At 41.5% G+C, this 17,845-nt stretch carries 16 protein-coding genes; 11 read left to right on the top strand and 5 right to left on the bottom strand.

All coding sequences use genetic code 11. The features are described from left to right. Positions 1-40 precede the first annotated feature (40 nt). The 5 genes from PseudUWO311_RS20025 to PseudUWO311_RS20005 all read left to right on the top strand — a co-directional run bounded on the left by PseudUWO311_RS20025 (position 41) and on the right by PseudUWO311_RS20005 (position 7,486). Positions 41-343, top strand: a complete 303-nt coding sequence (locus PseudUWO311_RS20025; RefSeq protein ID WP_142657003.1) for a DUF433 domain-containing protein — start codon at positions 41-43, stop codon at positions 341-343. Beyond that, positions 340-705 (top strand): DUF5615 family PIN-like protein, encoded by a 366-nt coding sequence (locus PseudUWO311_RS20020; RefSeq protein ID WP_142657002.1) that lies wholly within the window; start codon positions 340-342, stop codon positions 703-705. The genes PseudUWO311_RS20025 and PseudUWO311_RS20020 overlap by 4 nt, the downstream gene beginning before the upstream one ends. 64 nt (positions 706-769) lie before the next feature. Next, positions 770-1,474 (top strand): DUF1995 family protein, encoded by a 705-nt coding sequence (locus PseudUWO311_RS20015; RefSeq protein WP_142657001.1) that lies wholly within the window; start codon positions 770-772, stop codon positions 1,472-1,474. A 76-nt stretch (positions 1,475-1,550) separates the two neighbouring features. Continuing rightward, on the top strand, positions 1,551-5,648 hold the full coding sequence (locus PseudUWO311_RS20010) for a cache domain-containing protein (protein ID WP_142657000.1): 4,098 nt from the start codon (positions 1,551-1,553) through the stop codon (positions 5,646-5,648). 32 nt (positions 5,649-5,680) lie between these two features. Beyond that, a complete protein-coding gene (locus PseudUWO311_RS20005) occupies positions 5,681-7,486 on the top strand; it encodes a GGDEF domain-containing response regulator (protein WP_142656999.1) in 1,806 nt (601 codons plus the stop codon). 3 nt (positions 7,487-7,489) lie between these two features. Here the strand turns inward: PseudUWO311_RS20005 and PseudUWO311_RS20000 are convergent, their stop codons facing one another. Beyond that, complete coding sequence (locus PseudUWO311_RS20000) at positions 7,490-9,496, bottom strand: FHA domain-containing protein (protein ID WP_142656998.1); 2,007 nt, start codon at positions 9,494-9,496, stop codon at positions 7,490-7,492. Positions 9,497-9,552: 56 nt separating this feature from the next. After that, the gene (locus PseudUWO311_RS19995; RefSeq protein WP_142656997.1) at positions 9,553-10,029 is read right to left on the bottom strand and encodes an FHA domain-containing protein; all 477 of its coding nucleotides are present in this window, start codon (positions 10,027-10,029) and stop codon (positions 9,553-9,555) included. Positions 10,030-10,083: 54 nt separating this feature from the next. Here PseudUWO311_RS19995 and PseudUWO311_RS19990 point away from each other — a divergent pair, with 54 nt between their 5' ends. After that, positions 10,084-10,512: a hypothetical protein gene (locus PseudUWO311_RS19990; protein WP_142656996.1), complete on the top strand. Its 429-nt coding sequence runs from the start codon at positions 10,084-10,086 to the stop codon at positions 10,510-10,512. Between the two features lie 409 nt (positions 10,513-10,921). After that, positions 10,922-11,512: a DUF3177 family protein gene (locus tag PseudUWO311_RS19985; protein WP_142656995.1), complete on the top strand. Its 591-nt coding sequence runs from the start codon at positions 10,922-10,924 to the stop codon at positions 11,510-11,512. 88 nt (positions 11,513-11,600) lie between these two features. Here PseudUWO311_RS19985 and PseudUWO311_RS19980 read toward each other — a convergent pair whose 3' ends face one another. Beyond that, positions 11,601-12,530, bottom strand: a complete 930-nt coding sequence (locus PseudUWO311_RS19980) for an NAD(+) kinase (RefSeq protein WP_142656994.1) — start codon at positions 12,528-12,530, stop codon at positions 11,601-11,603. 11 nt (positions 12,531-12,541) lie between these two features. Here PseudUWO311_RS19980 and PseudUWO311_RS19975 point away from each other — a divergent pair, with 11 nt between their 5' ends. From PseudUWO311_RS19975 to ruvA, 3 genes are all read left to right on the top strand, one after another. Next, complete coding sequence (locus tag PseudUWO311_RS19975; RefSeq protein WP_142656993.1) at positions 12,542-12,781, top strand: hypothetical protein; 240 nt, start codon at positions 12,542-12,544, stop codon at positions 12,779-12,781. Positions 12,782-12,850: 69 nt separating this feature from the next. Next, on the top strand, positions 12,851-13,948 hold the full coding sequence (locus PseudUWO311_RS19970; RefSeq protein WP_142656992.1) for a hypothetical protein: 1,098 nt from the start codon (positions 12,851-12,853) through the stop codon (positions 13,946-13,948). Beyond that, a complete protein-coding gene (gene ruvA, locus PseudUWO311_RS19965) occupies positions 13,945-14,589 on the top strand; it encodes a Holliday junction branch migration protein RuvA (protein WP_142656991.1) in 645 nt (214 codons plus the stop codon). The genes PseudUWO311_RS19970 and ruvA overlap by 4 nt, the downstream gene beginning before the upstream one ends. A 124-nt stretch (positions 14,590-14,713) precedes the next feature. Here the strand turns inward: ruvA and PseudUWO311_RS19960 are convergent, their stop codons facing one another. After that, a complete protein-coding gene (locus tag PseudUWO311_RS19960) occupies positions 14,714-15,964 on the bottom strand; it encodes a glycosyltransferase (protein ID WP_223807654.1) in 1,251 nt (416 codons plus the stop codon). Continuing rightward, positions 15,961-16,803 carry a metallophosphoesterase gene (locus PseudUWO311_RS19955; protein WP_142656988.1) on the bottom strand — a complete coding sequence of 281 codons (843 nt, stop codon included), beginning with the start codon at positions 16,801-16,803 and terminating at the stop codon, positions 15,961-15,963. The genes PseudUWO311_RS19960 and PseudUWO311_RS19955 overlap by 4 nt, the downstream gene beginning before the upstream one ends. A gap of 245 nt (positions 16,804-17,048) precedes the next feature. Between PseudUWO311_RS19955 and PseudUWO311_RS19950 the strand changes: the two genes are divergently transcribed. Continuing rightward, a complete protein-coding gene (locus PseudUWO311_RS19950; RefSeq protein ID WP_142656986.1) occupies positions 17,049-17,831 on the top strand; it encodes a class I SAM-dependent methyltransferase in 783 nt (260 codons plus the stop codon). Positions 17,832-17,845: the final 14 nt, after the last annotated feature.

Raw genomic sequence — 17,845 nt, 5'->3', positions numbered from 1 at the left:
TTAAAGTTATGAACAACTTTAGCGTAGGATTTAAAAAAATATGCTCGCTACTACTGACATCGGCACATTAGTAACTCGTTCCACTGACAAAGACGATCGCCGTCCCATAATTACAGGAACTAGAACTTCTGTTTCTAGAGTTGTAGTTCTCTACAAACAGGGCGCAGATGCAGTAGAAATTGTCCGCCGAATTAGCCATCTAAACCTTGCTCAAGTTTATGCTGCTCTGACCTATTACCATGTCAACCGCGCTGAGATCGAGGCAGAACTTGCCGAAGCAGATGCTGAATATTGGCGATTGGCAGACTTGCATAGTTCAAAGACTGAACTGAGCAGCAGATGAGTAAGATATTAATTTACTTTGACGAAGATTCAATGGATGAAGATTTTGTGCAAGCCTTGCGATCGCGTAATGTCGATGTCCTAACTGTTGCTGATGTCGGAATGCTCCACAAATCTGATCAAGAACAGCTAGATTGGGCAAAAGAGAATGATCGCGTTATCTTCAGTTTTAACACCAGAGATTTTTATCGATTGCATAGTGATCTTCTAGAGCAAGGCTTATCTCATGGCGGAATTATTTTAGCTCCCCAGCAACGATATGGAATTGGGCAATTAATGCGTGGAGTATTGAGGTTGATCAATACCAAATCAACAGAAGCAATGCGAGGACAAGTGGAGTTTCTGAGTAACTGGATTTCCTAATCAAGCTGATTTCGGTCTAAAATAATTCGCAACTTTCTAATAATTTTAAAATTAATCCATTTTTATGACTCAAGAGCCAATCTTACTGCCTGATAATTTAGAAGATACTACTGAACAAGCGATCGCAGCTACACATCAAGCGATCGCAGATGGCGCAAATCGTGTAATTGCCGATCTACGTTTTCCTGAGCTCAAAGTGATGCCGATCGCCTATGAGTTTGCAGCTAGTTTTAATCAACGCTATGGTAAAGCTTGGCAAGCCATTTTCTCAGATGCAGGGGCTGCGGCTCTTGCTAAGCGCGAATGGGCGGATCTTGATGTATCCGTGCGCGGAGTCAACGAAGGACGCAGAGCTATTCGTGAGGAAGATCAAGCATTTCTGGTCATTGAGCCAACTTCAGTTGAAGTTGAACTAGTAGAAAAGTTGGCGCAGCTAGCAGGCGATCGCCCCTTTGTGATGCTTAATCCTCGCCTTGAGAATAGTGAAGTGGGTTTAGGGCTTGCCGCAAGACAAATGCGCGATCGCTTTTTAAGTACTTTCGAGACAGCCTATTACATCAAGCCGCTAGAGCTTGGCGCTTTATGGCGTTGCTATCCGCAAACATGGCAAGTATGGCAACAGACCGAAGAGGGAATGCAGTCGATGGCTGAGGTAGCCCAACGCCCATCTAGTGAAGACATTGATCGTTTATTTAAGCAAAAGACTGGTAAGCAATCAGGGTCATTCTTAGGACGATTGCAACAGTTTCTAAGTGCTCTAGCACGATAATTTTTTGTCTTTTCACAAAAACTGAGGAATTAAAGAAGGATTTAAACTCTCTACTAATTAAGTTCAGAACAAAATAATGAGCGATAGACTCCCCGTCCAGCCTCGCAAATCTCGAAAATTATCACTTAAGTTTATTCTGATCGGTCAGTTTGCGATCTTGATCGTTGGGATATCGGGATTGACGGCGTGGCTGTCTTGGCGGAGTGAGCAGGAAACGATCTCTAATTTAGTCGGACAACTGCAAAATGAAATTAGCGATCGCATTAAACAGAAGCTCACTTCATATCTTATTACTCCTCACTTAATTAATAAAATTAATGCTGATGCATTGCGACAAGGAATATTAAAAAAACAAGGTAAAGCTAGTGAGAGCTATCTTTGGCATCAGATTCAGAATTTTCCCACAGTTTGCTGGATCTATTATGGAGGCGAACAGGCTGGGGAATTTATCGGCGTTACCCGCCTGAACAAAGAGAAAAGTTCAGAACAATCTTTTCAATTAGCGATTAACATGGATGGTCTTCAGCGTTACTATTACAGTCTTGATTCACAAGGAAATCGGATCGGACTTAAAGGTAAACCTGAATTCTATGATGCCCGCCAACGTCCTTGGTATCAGGCGGCTTTGCAAAGCAATAAACCGATCTGGAGTCCAATTTATCAAGATTCTACTTTACCTGAACAAGTTATAACCGCTAGTTTGCCAGTATATAGTTCTAATGGCGAGCGAATCGGCGTTTTAGGCGCTGATCTGTCTTTAGAGAATATTAATAAGTTTCTAGGGGAGTTGAAAATTGGGAAATCAGGACAAGCTTTTATCCTCGAACCTTCAGGCTTATTGGTAGCTAGCTCAACTGTGGAAAAGCCCTATGAAGTTGATAGCGATCGCAAAAAAATACAGAGATTGCTAGTTAAAGATAGTAGTCAACCTATGCTTAGGGCGGCAACTGAGCATCTAGAGCAACAAGTTGGTAGCTTAGAGCAAATTAACACAGAGCAGAATTTAAAGTTTTCGGTTGAAGGGAAGAGTATATTTCTCAAAGTAATGCCCTATCGCGATGAATATGGGCTTAACTGGCTAATCGCCGTGGTAATGCCTGAGACTGACTTTACAGAACAACTTGATGCCAAGCGAAAAACAACTATTTTGCTTGCTTGTCTATCATTAGCTGGAGCGATCGCTTTAGGTGTTTTCACCACTCAATATATCAACAAATCATTGCGACGCTTAACTATAGCGAGTCAAGCTTTAGCAAATGGTGAGTTGGATCGGGAAGTTCCATCAGCAGAAATTGATGAACTAAATATACTCTCCCAATCATTTAATCGGATGGCGGCTCAATTAAAGCAGTCTTTTAACGAACTAGAGGGGGATAATCAATCTCTCGAATTGCGAATTCAAGAGCGGATGACAGAACTACAAATGTCTGAAGCGAAATTTAGCAGTTTAGTTTCTAATCTTTCGGGAATCGTTTATCGATGTGCCTACGATCACGATTGGACAATGATATTTATGGGTGGAGCAGTTGACGAGCTAACTGGCTATCATTCCAAAGACTTTATTGATAATCAAATTCGCAGTTGGGCAAGTATTATTCACCCTGAAGATCAAGATATGGTAGAAAGGATTATTTGGGAAAGTTTGGCTTGTCAAGAACCTTTTGTTTTAGAATATCGAATTATTGATGCCCATGGCGATGTTCGCTGGCTGTATGAAAAAGGTCAAGGAGCCTTCACGGAAAACGATCAATTATTGTGGTTAGATGGAGCGATTTTTGATATTAGCGATCGCAAACAAGTTGAAGCTGAGCTTTTAGAGCGCGTGCATTTATCAATTTTAATGGCAGAGATTGGCTCTGCATCGACACAGCTACTCACATTAGAAGAGGTTCTACAAGCCTTTGTCGAATCTCTATGGCGACATATGAATGTCTCTTTTGCTCAGATCTGGACTGTCAATGCTTTTGGTAATGATTTAGATTTACAAGTTAGCGCAGGAAACTATAGCAAATCAGATAGCGATCGCCTCTCTAATCTAATTACAAAAGACCAAATTTGGTCGATTACCCAAGGCATGTTTCAGCCACTTTTGACTGATCAGATCTTGGCAGATCTATGCGAAACCGATCAATTGTGGTTGCAGGAAAAAGGGATTGTGTCTCTAGTAGGGCATCCTTTGATCGTTAAAGGTAAAATCATTGGTGTAATCCTGATGATTTCTCAGTCACATTTAGATACAGATATTCAGACTATAGATTTACTCGCGAATGCGATCGCGATCGGCATAGACCACAAACAAGCCGAAGAAAGGCTCAGAGTTACCAATGCCGAAATGAAAGCCTTATTTGCGGCGATGGATGAAGTGATCTTGGTACGCGATCGCTTAGGACGTATTCTTAAGATCCCTAAAACGCGCAGAAACCCAGTTTGGCATGATCCAAATGAATTAATTGGCAAACTACCTTCGGAGTTATTCTGTCCCGAACTGGCAGAAGTATTTACTAGTCATGTGCAACAGGTTTTAGAGACTCAGCAAACTCTAAGTCTTGAATATTATCTTGCCTCTACCGAGCAAGGATTTTGGTGGAATGCCAGTGTCTCTCCCATTGACACCGAGACTGTGGTTTGGGTCGCCCGTGATATTACAGAGAGCAAACAAGTCGAGCAACAACTCAATCAAGCAAAGCTAGCTGCCGAATCGGCTAGTTTTGCCAAAGGGCAATTTTTAGCAAGTATGAGTCATGAACTACGAACACCATTAAATGCAATTTTGGGATTTACTCAACTGATGGTGCGAGATAGCTCTGTAAAAGACAATCATCGCTCCTATCTCAAGATCATCCATGACAGTGGCGAACATTTATTGGAACTTATTAATGATGTTTTAGATATGTCTAAAATTGAATCAGGACGTATCACCTTAAACATCACTAGTTTTGATTTGTATCATCTTCTAGAAACATTAGAAAAAATGTTTCGCCTTAAGGTTAGTGATAAGTCATTACAAATGATTTTCACCCGATCGCCAGCAGTTCCTCAATGGATTAGTACCGACGAAGGAAAACTTCGCCAAATCCTAATAAATTTATTGAGTAATGCCATCAAATTTACCAATCAAGGCTCAATAGTTCTATCCATTGATGTAATTAATGGCGTAACTAGTGAAGTAACTAAATCGTTAGAACCAGATTTTCATTTGTCATCTCAGCCTCTAGAGCCATCCCCAACCATCTTAAAATTTACAATAGAAGATACTGGTGCAGGTATTCCAGCCAATTATTTAGAGAAAATATTTGAAGCATTTGAACAGACAGACATAGGGAAGAAGTCTTCGGAAGGAACTGGACTAGGATTACCTATCAGTCTTAAATTTGCTCAATTCATGGGAGGTCAGATTACAGTCAGTAGTCGGTTAGGTGAAGGCAGTATCTTTCAAGTTGATATCCCAGTGGAGGCGTTATCTTCTCCTGTCCCATTAAGGCAAATCAGCGATCGCTATATCATCGGTTTAGCTCCCAACCAGCCAGAGTATCGCCTCCTCGTCGTAGAGGATCGATGGGAAAGTCGGCATTTATTAGTCAAAATTTTAGAAGCTGTAGGCTTCCAAGTCCGTGAAGCCGAAAATGGTGCTGAGGCGATCGCTATTTGGAATGACTGGGAGCCTCACCTAATCTGGATGGATATGCGAATGCCTGTTATGGATGGATATGAAGCAACTCGTCAAATTAAATCCCATTTAAAGGGGCAAGCAACTGTGATTATTGCCTTAACGGCAAGTGCCTTGGAAGAAGAACGAACAATTATCCTTTCCGCAGGTTGTGATGATTTTGTGCGTAAGCCTTTTCGGGAAGCACTTATTTTTGACAAATTGGCTGAGTATCTAGGTGTAACTTATTTGTACGAAGATGAAAGCAATCGTCGTCTTACTGACAGGGCATCAGATGATCTAGAAACTTTAGAAGCTAATCTCAAGAACTCTTTATTACAAATGCCTGATAGTTGGATTAAGGAACTCCATCAAGCGGCAATGCTAGCTGACAATGATTTAATTACTGAATTGATCAAATCAATACCAGAAAACAATACTATTTTAATTCATGCTTTAATCAGTCTTATCGATAATTTTTGCTACAATCAAATCATGGATTCGACTCAGCAGGTTTTTGGCAAATAGTTAAATGATCGCCATATGGATACGAATAAATAATGACTAGAAACTATAGTGGCGATATATTAATAGTTGATGATATGCCAAACAACTTGCGATTTCTATCGACAACGTTGACTGAGCAAGGCTATAAAGTCCGTAGTGTCACTGAAGGATTAATGGCTCTGACAGTAGCCCAAGCTGCCAAACCAGATTTGATTTTGCTAGACATTATGATGCCAAATGTTGATGGCTATGAAGTTTGTCAGAGGCTAAAAGCGAATGAGCAAACCTGTGATATTCCCGTGATTTTCTTAAGTGCTTTGGATGAAGTATTAGATAAAGTGAAGGCTTTTAGTGTTGGGGGGGTGGACTACATCACTAAACCATTTCAATTAGAAGAAGTTTTAGCCCGCATTCAAACCCATTTAAGTTTACGTGCAGCCCAAAAAGAAATTAGCCAACTAAATTCTGAACTAGAACAGCGTGTACGCCAGAGGACTGCTCAATTGGAGCAGGAAATTGCTGAACGCTTGCAAGTTCAAGAGCGTTTGTTGCATCTTGCCTTACATGATGTGCTTACGGGGTTACCAAATCGAACTTGGTTTATGAAACGTTTGGAGCAATTACTCCAACAAGTCAACCAAAAGGCTGGCTATCTTTTTGCGGTTTTGTTTTTAGACTGCGATCGCTTTCAAGCTGTTAACGATTCTTTAGGGCACTTAGTTGGTGATCAGCTATTGGTCTCGATATCTAGAAGAATTGAGCTTTGTGTTCGCCCTGGTACAATGCTTTGTCGTTTAGGAGGAGATGAGTTTGCTATCTTATTGCCAGATGTCGAAAAGAACTCTGACGCAATCAAAATTGCTAACAATATTCTGGGAGAATTAGCCGCCCCATTTCAAATTGGCGACTATCAAGTATTTACGAATGTCAGTATTGGTATTGCTATGGGTAGTGATATTTACAAGCAACCCGAACATATTTTGCGAGATGCGGACACAGCAATGTATCGAGCAAAAGCGAATGGAAAAGCTTGCTATCAAGTATTTGAGCAAACAATGCATAGCCGTGCTCTCCATAACTTTCAGCTAGAATCTGAGCTGAGACATGCCTTAGAGCGCAATGAACTGGTGGCTTATTATCAGCCAATCATTAGTTTAGATACTAACCAAATCAGCTCTTTTGAGGCGCTAGTTCGATGGAATCATCCAGGCAAAAATTTAGTTTCTCCCAATAAGTTTATCCCGATCGCTGAAGAAACTGCCTTGGTAATGGCGATTGATTTATTTGTATTACGCCAAGCTTGTCAACAACTACGTGATTGGCGAGATGAAGGTATTGCCAATGAGTCTTTAACAATGAGTGTTAATCTCTCTGTAAAGCATTTTATGAGTTTTAACTTGCTCCAGCAAATTGACAATATTCTTCAAGAAGTAGGAATTAATGGAAGTTCCTTAAGGCTAGAAATCACGGAAAGCGACATTATGGAGAATGCCGAATTTGCGGGCAAAATTATTTCGCAATTACGCGATCGCCATATTCAATTAAGCATTGATGATTTTGGTACTGGTTATTCCTCTTTAAGTTATCTGCATCGTCTCCCAATTAACCATCTTAAAATTGATCGCTCCTTTGTATTGAGAATGGGCAAAAATGGCAAAAACACCGAGATTGTTAAGGCTATTATTGCACTGGCTAAGAGTTTGGGTATGTTGACGATCGCAGAAGGAGTAGAAACGAAAGAACAGCTAGATCAGATCCGAGAATTAGAATGTGAGTTTTGTCAAGGATATTTGTTTTCTAGACCTGTTGATGCTGTGGCAGCTAGAGATTTATTAATTAAAGGGTTTCCGCAATTCTAATCTTTAAGGCGCTTGATTTTTTATCCATTTCAACCATTGAGCAAGAGAATTCCAACCGTTAAGATAACGCAACTGGGGAGCGCGAGATGTAATTAAACTATCAACCGATCGCAAAGCCGCAAACTGCAAACCCAAAAAGCTATCAACTGCGGCATAGGAGCTACCTAAAGTGGCTGCGCCTGATGCATAAACTCTACCACCACCGTCATTACGCAGTTCTGCAATCTCAAAATCATTAGTCACATTTAATCTGCCCAGAGCATTGACAGGAATGCTGTAACAATCGAGTAGATCAGCATAAAGGGGATTGGTCTCCACTTTGGCATCTAAACCAGTTGCATCAATAATAAAATCTGCTGTTAACTGCAAGATTCCTTCCATTTGGCGGGGACGAATATATGTAGCAGTTCGTCGATCGGGGAGTTGTTCGACCTTTTCGACATCACCAAACGTAATCTGATACCAACCCTCATTCAATCCAGATTGCACAATTTGTTTCCAGTCAGAGCGATCAGCAGTAGTTGTGCCACCCCAATCCTTGAGCAAAGCTTGACGAGTCTGCGGATCAGATGCTTCGAGTAATGCGCGTAAATCTCCACCCCAACAAGCCTTGGGCCAGTTAAAAGGTTGAAATTCATAATGATTCTTGATCGGACGCTGAGCACGACCATAACTATTGCCTTGGGCTTTTGGCGATCGCATTAGGTGCAAGAGATTAATTTTTTGCTGAGGCGATCGCTGCCTGATTTCAGAAATACGCTGCACAATACGTGAAGCAACAATGCCACGTCCACGAATTAAGACTGTGCCGCCATGATTTTCCAAATGTTGATAAATATGCTCATGTTCTTCATAACCATTCACGACTGCGAGAAAGTCTTCCGTTTGACTACGATAGGCTTGTAAGTCTGGCAAGAATTGAATTGCCGCATATCCCATTGCTAAATGCAGATACTTGACTATCAGAAAGGCATGATTGCCTTGACCAAGAGAATAGGCGATCGCATAGCGTCCATCATTAGTTTTGCGGATTGAACGAACTCGCCCATAACAATAAATTTTGTCCCAACCGATTCGCCTTGCTTCGCGATCAATCGAATCGAACACATTTCCCGATCGCGGTGTGTAGGTTTCCGCTAAATCAGGTTCGGCAAAGACTTTCCAAAGATATTTGCAAGCCTGAGAGAGCTTCCCACGAGTTAAGTCATGCCAAGCCTCGCGCCATGCATAGCTAGGAAACCCCCAAATATTATCTGGACAGGAATCGGAATTAGAACGCAACCTTTCGTGCAAGGGAATCTGCGAATTGAGACAGAGGCGTTTATAACGCGCATAGGGTTCAGGTTCTAGCCCCAGCGCTACGATTTGGTCAGCCGCTACACCAAAAATCCGCAAATAGTCTGTCCAAATATAACTTCCCAATCCTCCCCCGATCGCTCCGTAAGTTGTCTCATATACAGGCAGTCCTGTGCGATGCAAAGATTGTACTTCCACAATCGGTAATTGAAAGAAGTCTGGCGGGAAACTAGAAGAGCTAGCTAAACTAGGCTGAGTGACATTTGCTTGAGGTAAGCCTGTGTTAGGGTTAAATAAAATCGTAGGCGCTGCGATCGGCTTGACTGAGCTATTTGACGGTCCTGTAATAATTGTTTGCTTTGTAGATGGCAAATCAAAAGCGATCGCAATTTCATAGCGTCCAATCGTGAGGCGATCGCCACTTGCTAGAACCTTGCGAAGTTCTCTACTCCGATCAATCAAAACCCCATTGACTAACATTCCATTAGTGCTATTTTGATCAATAACTACGACATTTCCTTGCTCAAAAATTAGCAATGCATGATATCGCGACACTGAGCGATCGCTGAGTATTACTTGTTCTACTTGATTTCCATCTAGACTCTCTGGCAAGGAAGTTGCTTCTTTACCTATAGCGATCGGTAACCTCAGCAGCAAAGATTGCGGCTGATTGGTAGCTATTTCTAGCCAACTTAACTGAACGGAGATTTGCATAGTCTTCTAATTATCAAGCTATTCTAAAGATGAGGGGTCGTGCGAATCGCCACATCTCATCTTTTAGACGGTAAAATACTGCTAGCAGCTCCAGCTAGTGAAGTGCCACACCAAGGACATACTAATGTAATTCGTTCGTAGGGTGAAACTTTTGCACATTTTAAATTGGGGCATTGCAATCCATAAACATGATCAGGATTTCTCTGGGGAGAAATGGGTAAATCAATATCAATTTTGGTGATTTGTAATATTTGTTGACCTAACGAGATCGCCATATTCACATTCAATTCGCGTTCTCCCTTTGATAAACTTTGCCCATCGACCATTGGTGGATTAGATTCGCGCATATTTCTAATCCAAAAACTCTGTTTCATTGAATCGAAATAAATCACCACATGCAACCCCGATATTGTGGGATGAGCTAAAACTAAATCGCACCTTGCAGGATCTCGACCAATACGCGCCATTGTCAGACCAATATGATAACTTTTGGTAATTCCTGCTTCTACCCAAGCCAAGGTTAGTTCTGACATAATTGCTTTTAAAGCTGCTTAATTTCAAATATATAGATAGCACAAGATAAGATTATGACTCCTACATTAATCGGAAGATGGCAAACTCGGATCTTACTTTTAGGGACATTGGGGGTACTCGTAACTATTCCCTTTAGCCTCAACGGTGAATTAGTCTATTTTCAGGTGCTATTAGCGATCGCAGTTTTAGGCTGCCTGTGGGATATTATTTACAATCAATTGCAAACTCTCCGTTGGGATCATGATTGGCCAGCGACTTTGCAATTAGGTGCAGGTATTTGGGAAGCCTTCTTCTTTTATGTTCCCTTCAGATTTTTGATTAACAATATCTTGAATATAGGATGGCTGATTGACATCCCTCTTGACAAATTTTTATTCCACTATGCCTGTATTTGGCTAACAGTTTTTACAGCCTCACAAACACTCATGCGAATTATCTTTCCGCGTTGGCGATTTCATGGGGGCGAATGGCTACATAAGTAGCTATAGCAATATTAAGTTTTGATTAGGACATAAAACCCAAATAAGTGAAGGCGGCACTTCGTGCCGCCTTCACTTATTTGGGTTTTGATTTTCCTAGCTATCTCTCTCATTGCAGTTTTTGATGTTGGCAAACAAAAAGAAAGGGAATGATGAGCATTCCCTTTCTTTTTGTTTAAGCTATTTAGCTGATGTGGAAAAAATGCTTCTTTGAGAAGCTAAAAGCAGCAACATAGATGTTTCGTTAAGCCCATTTGTAGCGAGATTTAAACCTACCAGTTTGAATCTCGCTATTTTTGTTGCGCTATTTTATAGAATTTTTGGAACAAATATAGCTATTCATTTAAGCTTATTTATTGCAAGTTAGTATAGTAACATAAACTGGAAGATCTGGTCAGAAATTTTTGCTTTTATGGATGCAACCCTTATTCGTCAACTTGTATGGCTAGACTATCGATTAGCTCTGCTATTTATCTTGGTTATCCCCTTCGGTCTATTGGTCTGGGCTTTACGAAGTCGCAGTGAAGCGATCAAGAGATCGCTACTTTTGTATTGGCGCGTTGCCAGTCTGGTATTGATTACTATTTATTTAGCGATCGGTAGCTTAGGTGTATCTTATATATCGGGCATAGTGGCTGCGGTTTTAATCGTATTTGCACTCTGGTTTTGGCAAGATTTAAACGAAGATATTGGAGCTTCACGCCAAGGTCTTAAGCAAGTTTATTTGGGATGGCGATGGGCTACAACGGTTTATTGCTCTTTAAGCGTGGTATTTCGGCTAATATTTGCTAACTGTGCGTTTATGAATGCTGAGCAACTGAGTGACATTTGCAAAATTTGGTTTGAGCCACCACTGAGTTTTAGCGCTACATTTCATAATGGGGTTCCTGTCGAGAACTTAGCTTTTGTCGGCGCAGTGGGGGGAATTGTTTATATGTTGTACTTCTTCTCTTTTCTCGCTTTTAGCTTACCGAAAACTGGTCGAATCGCATTTCGTGACTAACTGGAGCGCTTTGCGCCCCAAACCTAATAAACAAAGGGTTGCTTCGCAACCCTTTGTTTTACTAAAAGAGGGCGCTTTGCGCCCTCTTTTAGTTTCTATATTGATTGGGATAACGTACCCTTGCGCCTGTCCATAGAAGCTTTTGGCGTAGCGCCTGATAGTAGGAATACTCTTCTCGCAAGACTATAAATTTTGCTTGACACTCTGACATCTGGATATCCACTCTTTGCCCAGGAAAAATTGATGTAGCCATGACTCCATCTGTCCATAGCTTTAGACTAAAGTCATCAGTCGAAAGCGGCCAAATACTGACCGTTAATTTGGGTGGAATCACGATCGCCCGACTCGATAAACTCAATGGACAAATCGGCGTAATCGCAATCGCGTGCATTCCTGAATGCACAATTGGCCCATTTGCCGCCACAGTGTAAGAAGTCGAGCCAGTCGGTGTCGCTACAATTAAGCCATCACCGTGATACTGATCGACAACCTCGCCATCGATCTCTAGTTCTAGAGCCGCAGTGACCATGCGATCGGGAGAAGCTGGTTTAACGCACATCTCATTGAGACATAAAAATGGACCACATGGTTGACCGAGCCTCGTCCCCAAGCCTTCATCAACTGTAACTACTTTTGCTTCTAACATCATTCGCTGTTCGATCGCAAAGCGATCGGACAAAAGTCGTTCCCAGATTTCGACAGTATTTTCACACTCCTCAATTGAATGGGTAAGAAAGCCTAAATGTCCACCGACATTAATTGCTAGTATTGGCACTCCAAGTTTTGCTAAATATCTAGCTGCCCCCAAAGTTGCACCATCGCCACCTAGGACAACCGCAAGATCGATGTCTTGGTGCATCGATTCTAGAAATACAGGATAAGGGTTATCTGTGGCTCCCGTTGGACCAATTAAGACCTTTACTCCAAGTGCTTCTAACTCGTTGCTACATCGCTCAGCCCATACTTTACCAATTTGACTGCCCGACTTATAGGCGATGATAGCTTTACTAATCTTCACAGATTCCCCTCATGTTGGGATTAATGGTTGTCAAAATCGGCGGTACTTTGCCATACCTAATTCTAAGTCTCGATGTCAACTCTTTATTTGTCGCTCAAAGCGATGCTGGTGAAACCGAAAAGAGAGTTGCGGTGCAAAGCCCCACAACTCTCTTTTCGGTTTTAGATATGGCAGAATTTGTCTTTTTTGAGGTCTTTTATAGTCACTATTGTCATAATTGTTATAAATCTTTTTCAATTCATGAAAATTAATGATACAAAAAACAAATTTTTGAGCTAAGATTTGACACTAGGTAAAATTCTTGGTGTGAAGGGTAAGTCATGAGTCAGGCAGGATTTGGCGATTCATCAGCACAAGAGAGCATTAGTCCATTGATGCCAGAGCCGCAAACCCCGCTTCAGAGTGTATCTTCAAACATACACGGTGAGCCAACAACTCTGTTCAACGCCTTGCCCAGACAAGTCTTAGAGCAAGAGCTACAGTTTTGCAACGAGCGCAGTCAGCAAGCTCAAGTTTTGTTGCGTCAAGCCCAAGAGCAACTACAACTATCCCAGCTAGTCATCCAAAGACAGGAAACCCTGACACAAACTCTTCAATCGCGCATCGACCAACTTGAAAGGGAGTTGCAAGATGTACATGTTAATTGCGATGAACTGCGCGATCGCCTCAAGCGCCAACAGCATCACACATCGCAACTAAAAGCAGCCCTCGAACGTTGCCTCGACACGTCAACACCTGCCCCCAATGACATGGCTCTTTCGGCATTAGAGTCTTGGTCGATCGCTAAGCTTGCCGACGAGAAGATTACTCCTGTTGAAGCGATCAACGATTCACCTCTGCAAAATGTGGTCAAAATTGTACCCGCACCCCAACCAATTGAGCTAGAGGATTCTCAAGAGCTAAAGCCTTTTACAACTGATTTTCACCAATCTGAAGTAATTTCTGAAGTATCTACTGAAGAGCCTGAACCACTTCAGTTGTCGATGCCTGCAAGAAGCCAACCAATTTCGCCTTTGATTATACGACCTCATAAGGCTTCTCAAGGTTCACCACTTTCTCCTAATTTGCCACCTTTGCAGATTGTTGCAGAACCAACAAAGGATGAACAGATTACTAACTGGCGTATTGAGTCGAAACCAGAACAACAGCCGATCGCTGTGGCAAAAAATACTACTGCTGATATTACCAATGATGATTCATCTGATCCGTCTCTTTCTTCAATCTCAGCCGTAACTAACTCGACCATGTTTTCCCCTGTTGCTATGCCCAAGTTTATGAAGGCTTTATATGGCAGTGTTGCTAATCCAGAGCGAGAAGAAGACACTCAGCTTGAGATTGCAAATTCCAGCCCTCGTAAAGCAGTAACATCCCTTGCGGCTGTGCAGCTTCCACAGTTTCCGCCATTGCCACGCCGATGATAGGTTTCCTCCGTGGTGCGATCGCTGCTTGCAAAGCTGCCGACAGTTCTCGAAAAAATACACCTTCTTATTGGCTCACCCTTGATGTACAGGGTGTTGGTTACGATATTCAAATTACGGCTAGCACTGCAAATAAGTTGCCACTCGTGGGGGAAGAGACGCAAATATTTACGCATCTGATCGTTCGAGAAGATCAAATGACCTTATTCGGTTTTGCCACTCTTGCTGAACGAGAGTTGTTTCGTCAATTAATTAATGTTTCTGGAATTGGGACTCAGGTTGGTTTAGCGCTTCTCAACAGTTTGGGGATTCAAGATTTAGTTAAGGCGATCGTTTCAGGGAATACGCGGGTGTTAAGTTTAACTCCTGGGGTCGGTACGAAAACAGCAGAAAGATTGGCTCTAGAACTAAAGACAAAACTAGCAGATTGGCGCTTGGCTCAAGTTGGCGTAACCAGCTCTGTTGGTAGCGTAGTTAGTGTGGCAGTGCAGGAAGAGGTTGAGATGACTTTGTTAGCTTTAGGATACACACCAACTGAAATTAGTAATGCACTGAATGCAATCGCGAGTTTACCAATACTTGCTAAAACTCAAGATATCGAAGCTTGGATTAAAGAAGCGATCGCATGGCTATCCCGATGAGAACATTGTGATGCAAGACCGTGCCTTGCACCACAATGTTCTCACTGGATGTGTTTTTAGAGTTTGCTTAGGGCTATAAAAAAAAGATAAGTAGCGGAGCTTCGCTCCGCTACTTATCTTTTTTTTATAGCAGTTGTTCTATGGCATCACATGCTACACCTACTCCATCTTCGGACTGTATGAGATGAGCAGTTTCTCTTGCTCTAGCTGCGTAGTTAGGATTTGCGAACAATTCACTTAATTCTTTGACAATTTGTGGCGTTGAATATTGCTTGCGAGAAAGGGTGCGCGATGTTCCTAACCGCTCAACTCTTACAGCATTATCAGGTTGATCGTGGCTGTAGGGAACTATCAGCGTTGGACAACCAGCCCGTAATGCTTGAGCAGTTGTCCCAATACCACCTTGATGAACAACTACACTAGCCCGTGAAAAAATTTGAGAGTAGGGCGCATAGTTGAGAGCAATAATGTTTTCAGAAAGATTCTCTGGCGGTGCATTCTTGCCCATTAGAAGGACAGCACGACGATTTAATCGATTTGCCGATTGAATGCTTTCTCGATAGAAGTTGCCAGGGGTGATCACTGCGGAAGAACCTAAGGTAAATACAATTGGTGGTTCACCTGCATTCAGAAATTGCATAAGTTCCGAATCTGCTTCCATTTCTTGACTGCCATCGTAAAATGTGAATCCTGTAGCGATCGCATTGGCTACCCAGTCTGGTTGGGGCTTGACCATTAGGGGAGAAAACAAAGCCAGTACCAAGTAGGGTGAATACTTGTCATCAATTAAAGGATTACCGACAAGAGTTGGCAATCCAAGTTCGGCGCGAAGTTGATAGATCGGTTGTGCCCAAGATTGACTTACCAACTTTGCAAATTGGATGAATCCTTGGTTAAATCCAGTCCCTAAAAACCTCAACTTTGCTAGAAAGGGATACTCGGCACGAACAGGCGGATCATAAGCTGAGAAGAATGATGTTGGCTGAAGTACTCCTAAAGCCCAGCGAATATTCAATGTTTCTGCTACCAGTCGAGCTGCGTAGACGAGTTCACCTGCAAGAATAAAATCTGAGTCCTTAGCGATGTTCATTAAATCGGTATAGGTTTCGCGCAGCCTTTCTCCCAGCCAATTGATTACATATTTTGAGCCCGTTCGTAAATCCATCATGCGTGCAGCCATTTGCGGATCGTCGAGCATCAGGTTGTCTGGGCGCATTCGACGAAACTCAAAGCCCAAAGCTTCCACCCTAGATTGATATTCTTGGTGTGTTGCAAAAACGACATAATGACCGCGTTTTCTTAGCTCAATTGCGATCGCAATCTTGGGATGCAGATCGCCAAGACTACCAATGATAGCGATAACAATTCGACTCACGATTTCAAAACCCATTCAAAATAGGCAATTTCAGGTATAGTTCCTATTCTCATAGGTAATACCGAAACTCCTAACCCACGAGATACATATATAGAAATTGAATTTGTTTGATACCAACCACTAACATAGTTCCCACTACGTGGTGGCAGAATGGGCGCAAAGCCGAAAAAAGATAGTTGTCCGCCATGAGTATGTCCTGTCAGCATATATTGCGGCTTATATTCTGACAGGATTCGCAACTCATCAGCAGAGAATACATCCGCATATGCAGGTGAGTGCGCAAGTAATAAATGATTGGGATTGGGGTTAATATTTTGAAGCGATTTAGTTAGATTCGGTTCGCTAACCAAATCATCAATTCCTGTTATTAATAGATTGCGATCGCCTTGTTTATACAAAATACTTTCGTTAACTAGTAAACGACAATTGTAAGCAGCATATATTTGGGTGAGACGCTCTAAATCGACTCTTGATTTATATTCCCAATTCCCCAAAATTGCATACTTAGCTGTTTGGCGATCAAGAAGTGATAAGAAGCGATCATATCCATCTATCTGTTCGGCTTTATCGACGGAATCTCCAGTAAATACTACGATATCTGGTTGGAGTTTATTAACTTGTTCTGCAATCCTTTGGGCGCGATCGTTAAACTTTTTTAGATGGAGATCGCTAATTTGGACAATCTTTACAATGCCATGATTAGAAGAAGCTTCTGGGTTGAGTCTATGATGTGTAACCACAAAAAGATTTGGCTCAATACTAAAAGCATAAATAGGCAGTAATGCTAAAACTGTAATAATGAAAAGCAGAATGTAGCGTTTTTTCTTTATTTTTCGCATTGGAACTTTTGGTGGTTATAAAAACTTTGTTTTGGGTGCAATGTAATTGTTGTATCGATTACTGTACTTTTAACTTTAGCGAAAAAAGTTGGTAAGCGCTCAATTAAAATTCTATGATTGCTATTTGAGATTAGGATGACCTGAAGTGAAGCGTTGCACTCAAAATGGTATGTTAATTAAGTCTGATGCTTCTAATTTTAAAATGCAAGTACCCTTTCAGAATTCTCATTCAAACATAAAATATTATGTTTGAGCATAATCATCAAGTTTATACGGCTCGTGAGATTGTCCAACACTACAGCCAGTTACACCAATTACAACCTGCCGAGCAAAGCATTTTAGCTCTTCTATGCAATAAATGGGCGCATATAAAAATGCTGGATGTTGGAATAGGAGGGGGACGTACCACCCAACATTTCTCTGGGGTAGTTAAGGAATATGTTGGTATTGATTATTCTGAAGAGATGGTGGCAGTTTGCCAGAAGCGTTTTCCATCGTCTTCACAATTAAGAATTGAATTGGGTGATGCTAGAGATATGAGTCAATTTCCAGATAACTCTTTTGACTTTATTTTATTTAGCTTTAATGGTATTGATGTTATCTCCCATTCAGATCGGTTGCGGGTATTGAAAGAAGTTAGCCGAGTCGGTAAATCTGGAGGGTATTTCTTCTTTTCAAGTCATAGCTTACAAGGGCTAGAACGAGAATTTAAATGGCAGAATCAGATTAGCCTAAATCCTCTAAAAACCTATGTCAATATAATCATGTATGCTCTTCTGCGCTTCTTCAATCGTTCAATTTCCCCACAGCAACTAAAACATTCTGAACATGAAATCATTCAAGATGAATCGCATAACTTCCGCTTAAAGCAATATTACATTAGACCTCAAGAGCAGATTAATCAATTAAAAGCAGATTTTGAGAATATCAGAATATACTCTTGGAAAAGTGGTCTGGAAATTACAACTCAACAGGAGCTTAGAGATAACTCTGATATGTGGCTTTATTACCTCTGTGAGGTTAAATGAATGGTGATTCTTGC

Source organism: Pseudanabaena sp. UWO311, from assembly GCF_006937785.1.
Lineage (GTDB): Bacteria > Cyanobacteriota > Cyanobacteriia > Pseudanabaenales > Pseudanabaenaceae > Pseudanabaena.
The sequence above is the reverse complement of the archived record's forward strand: the minus strand, read 5'-3'. Positions and strand labels throughout refer to the sequence as shown.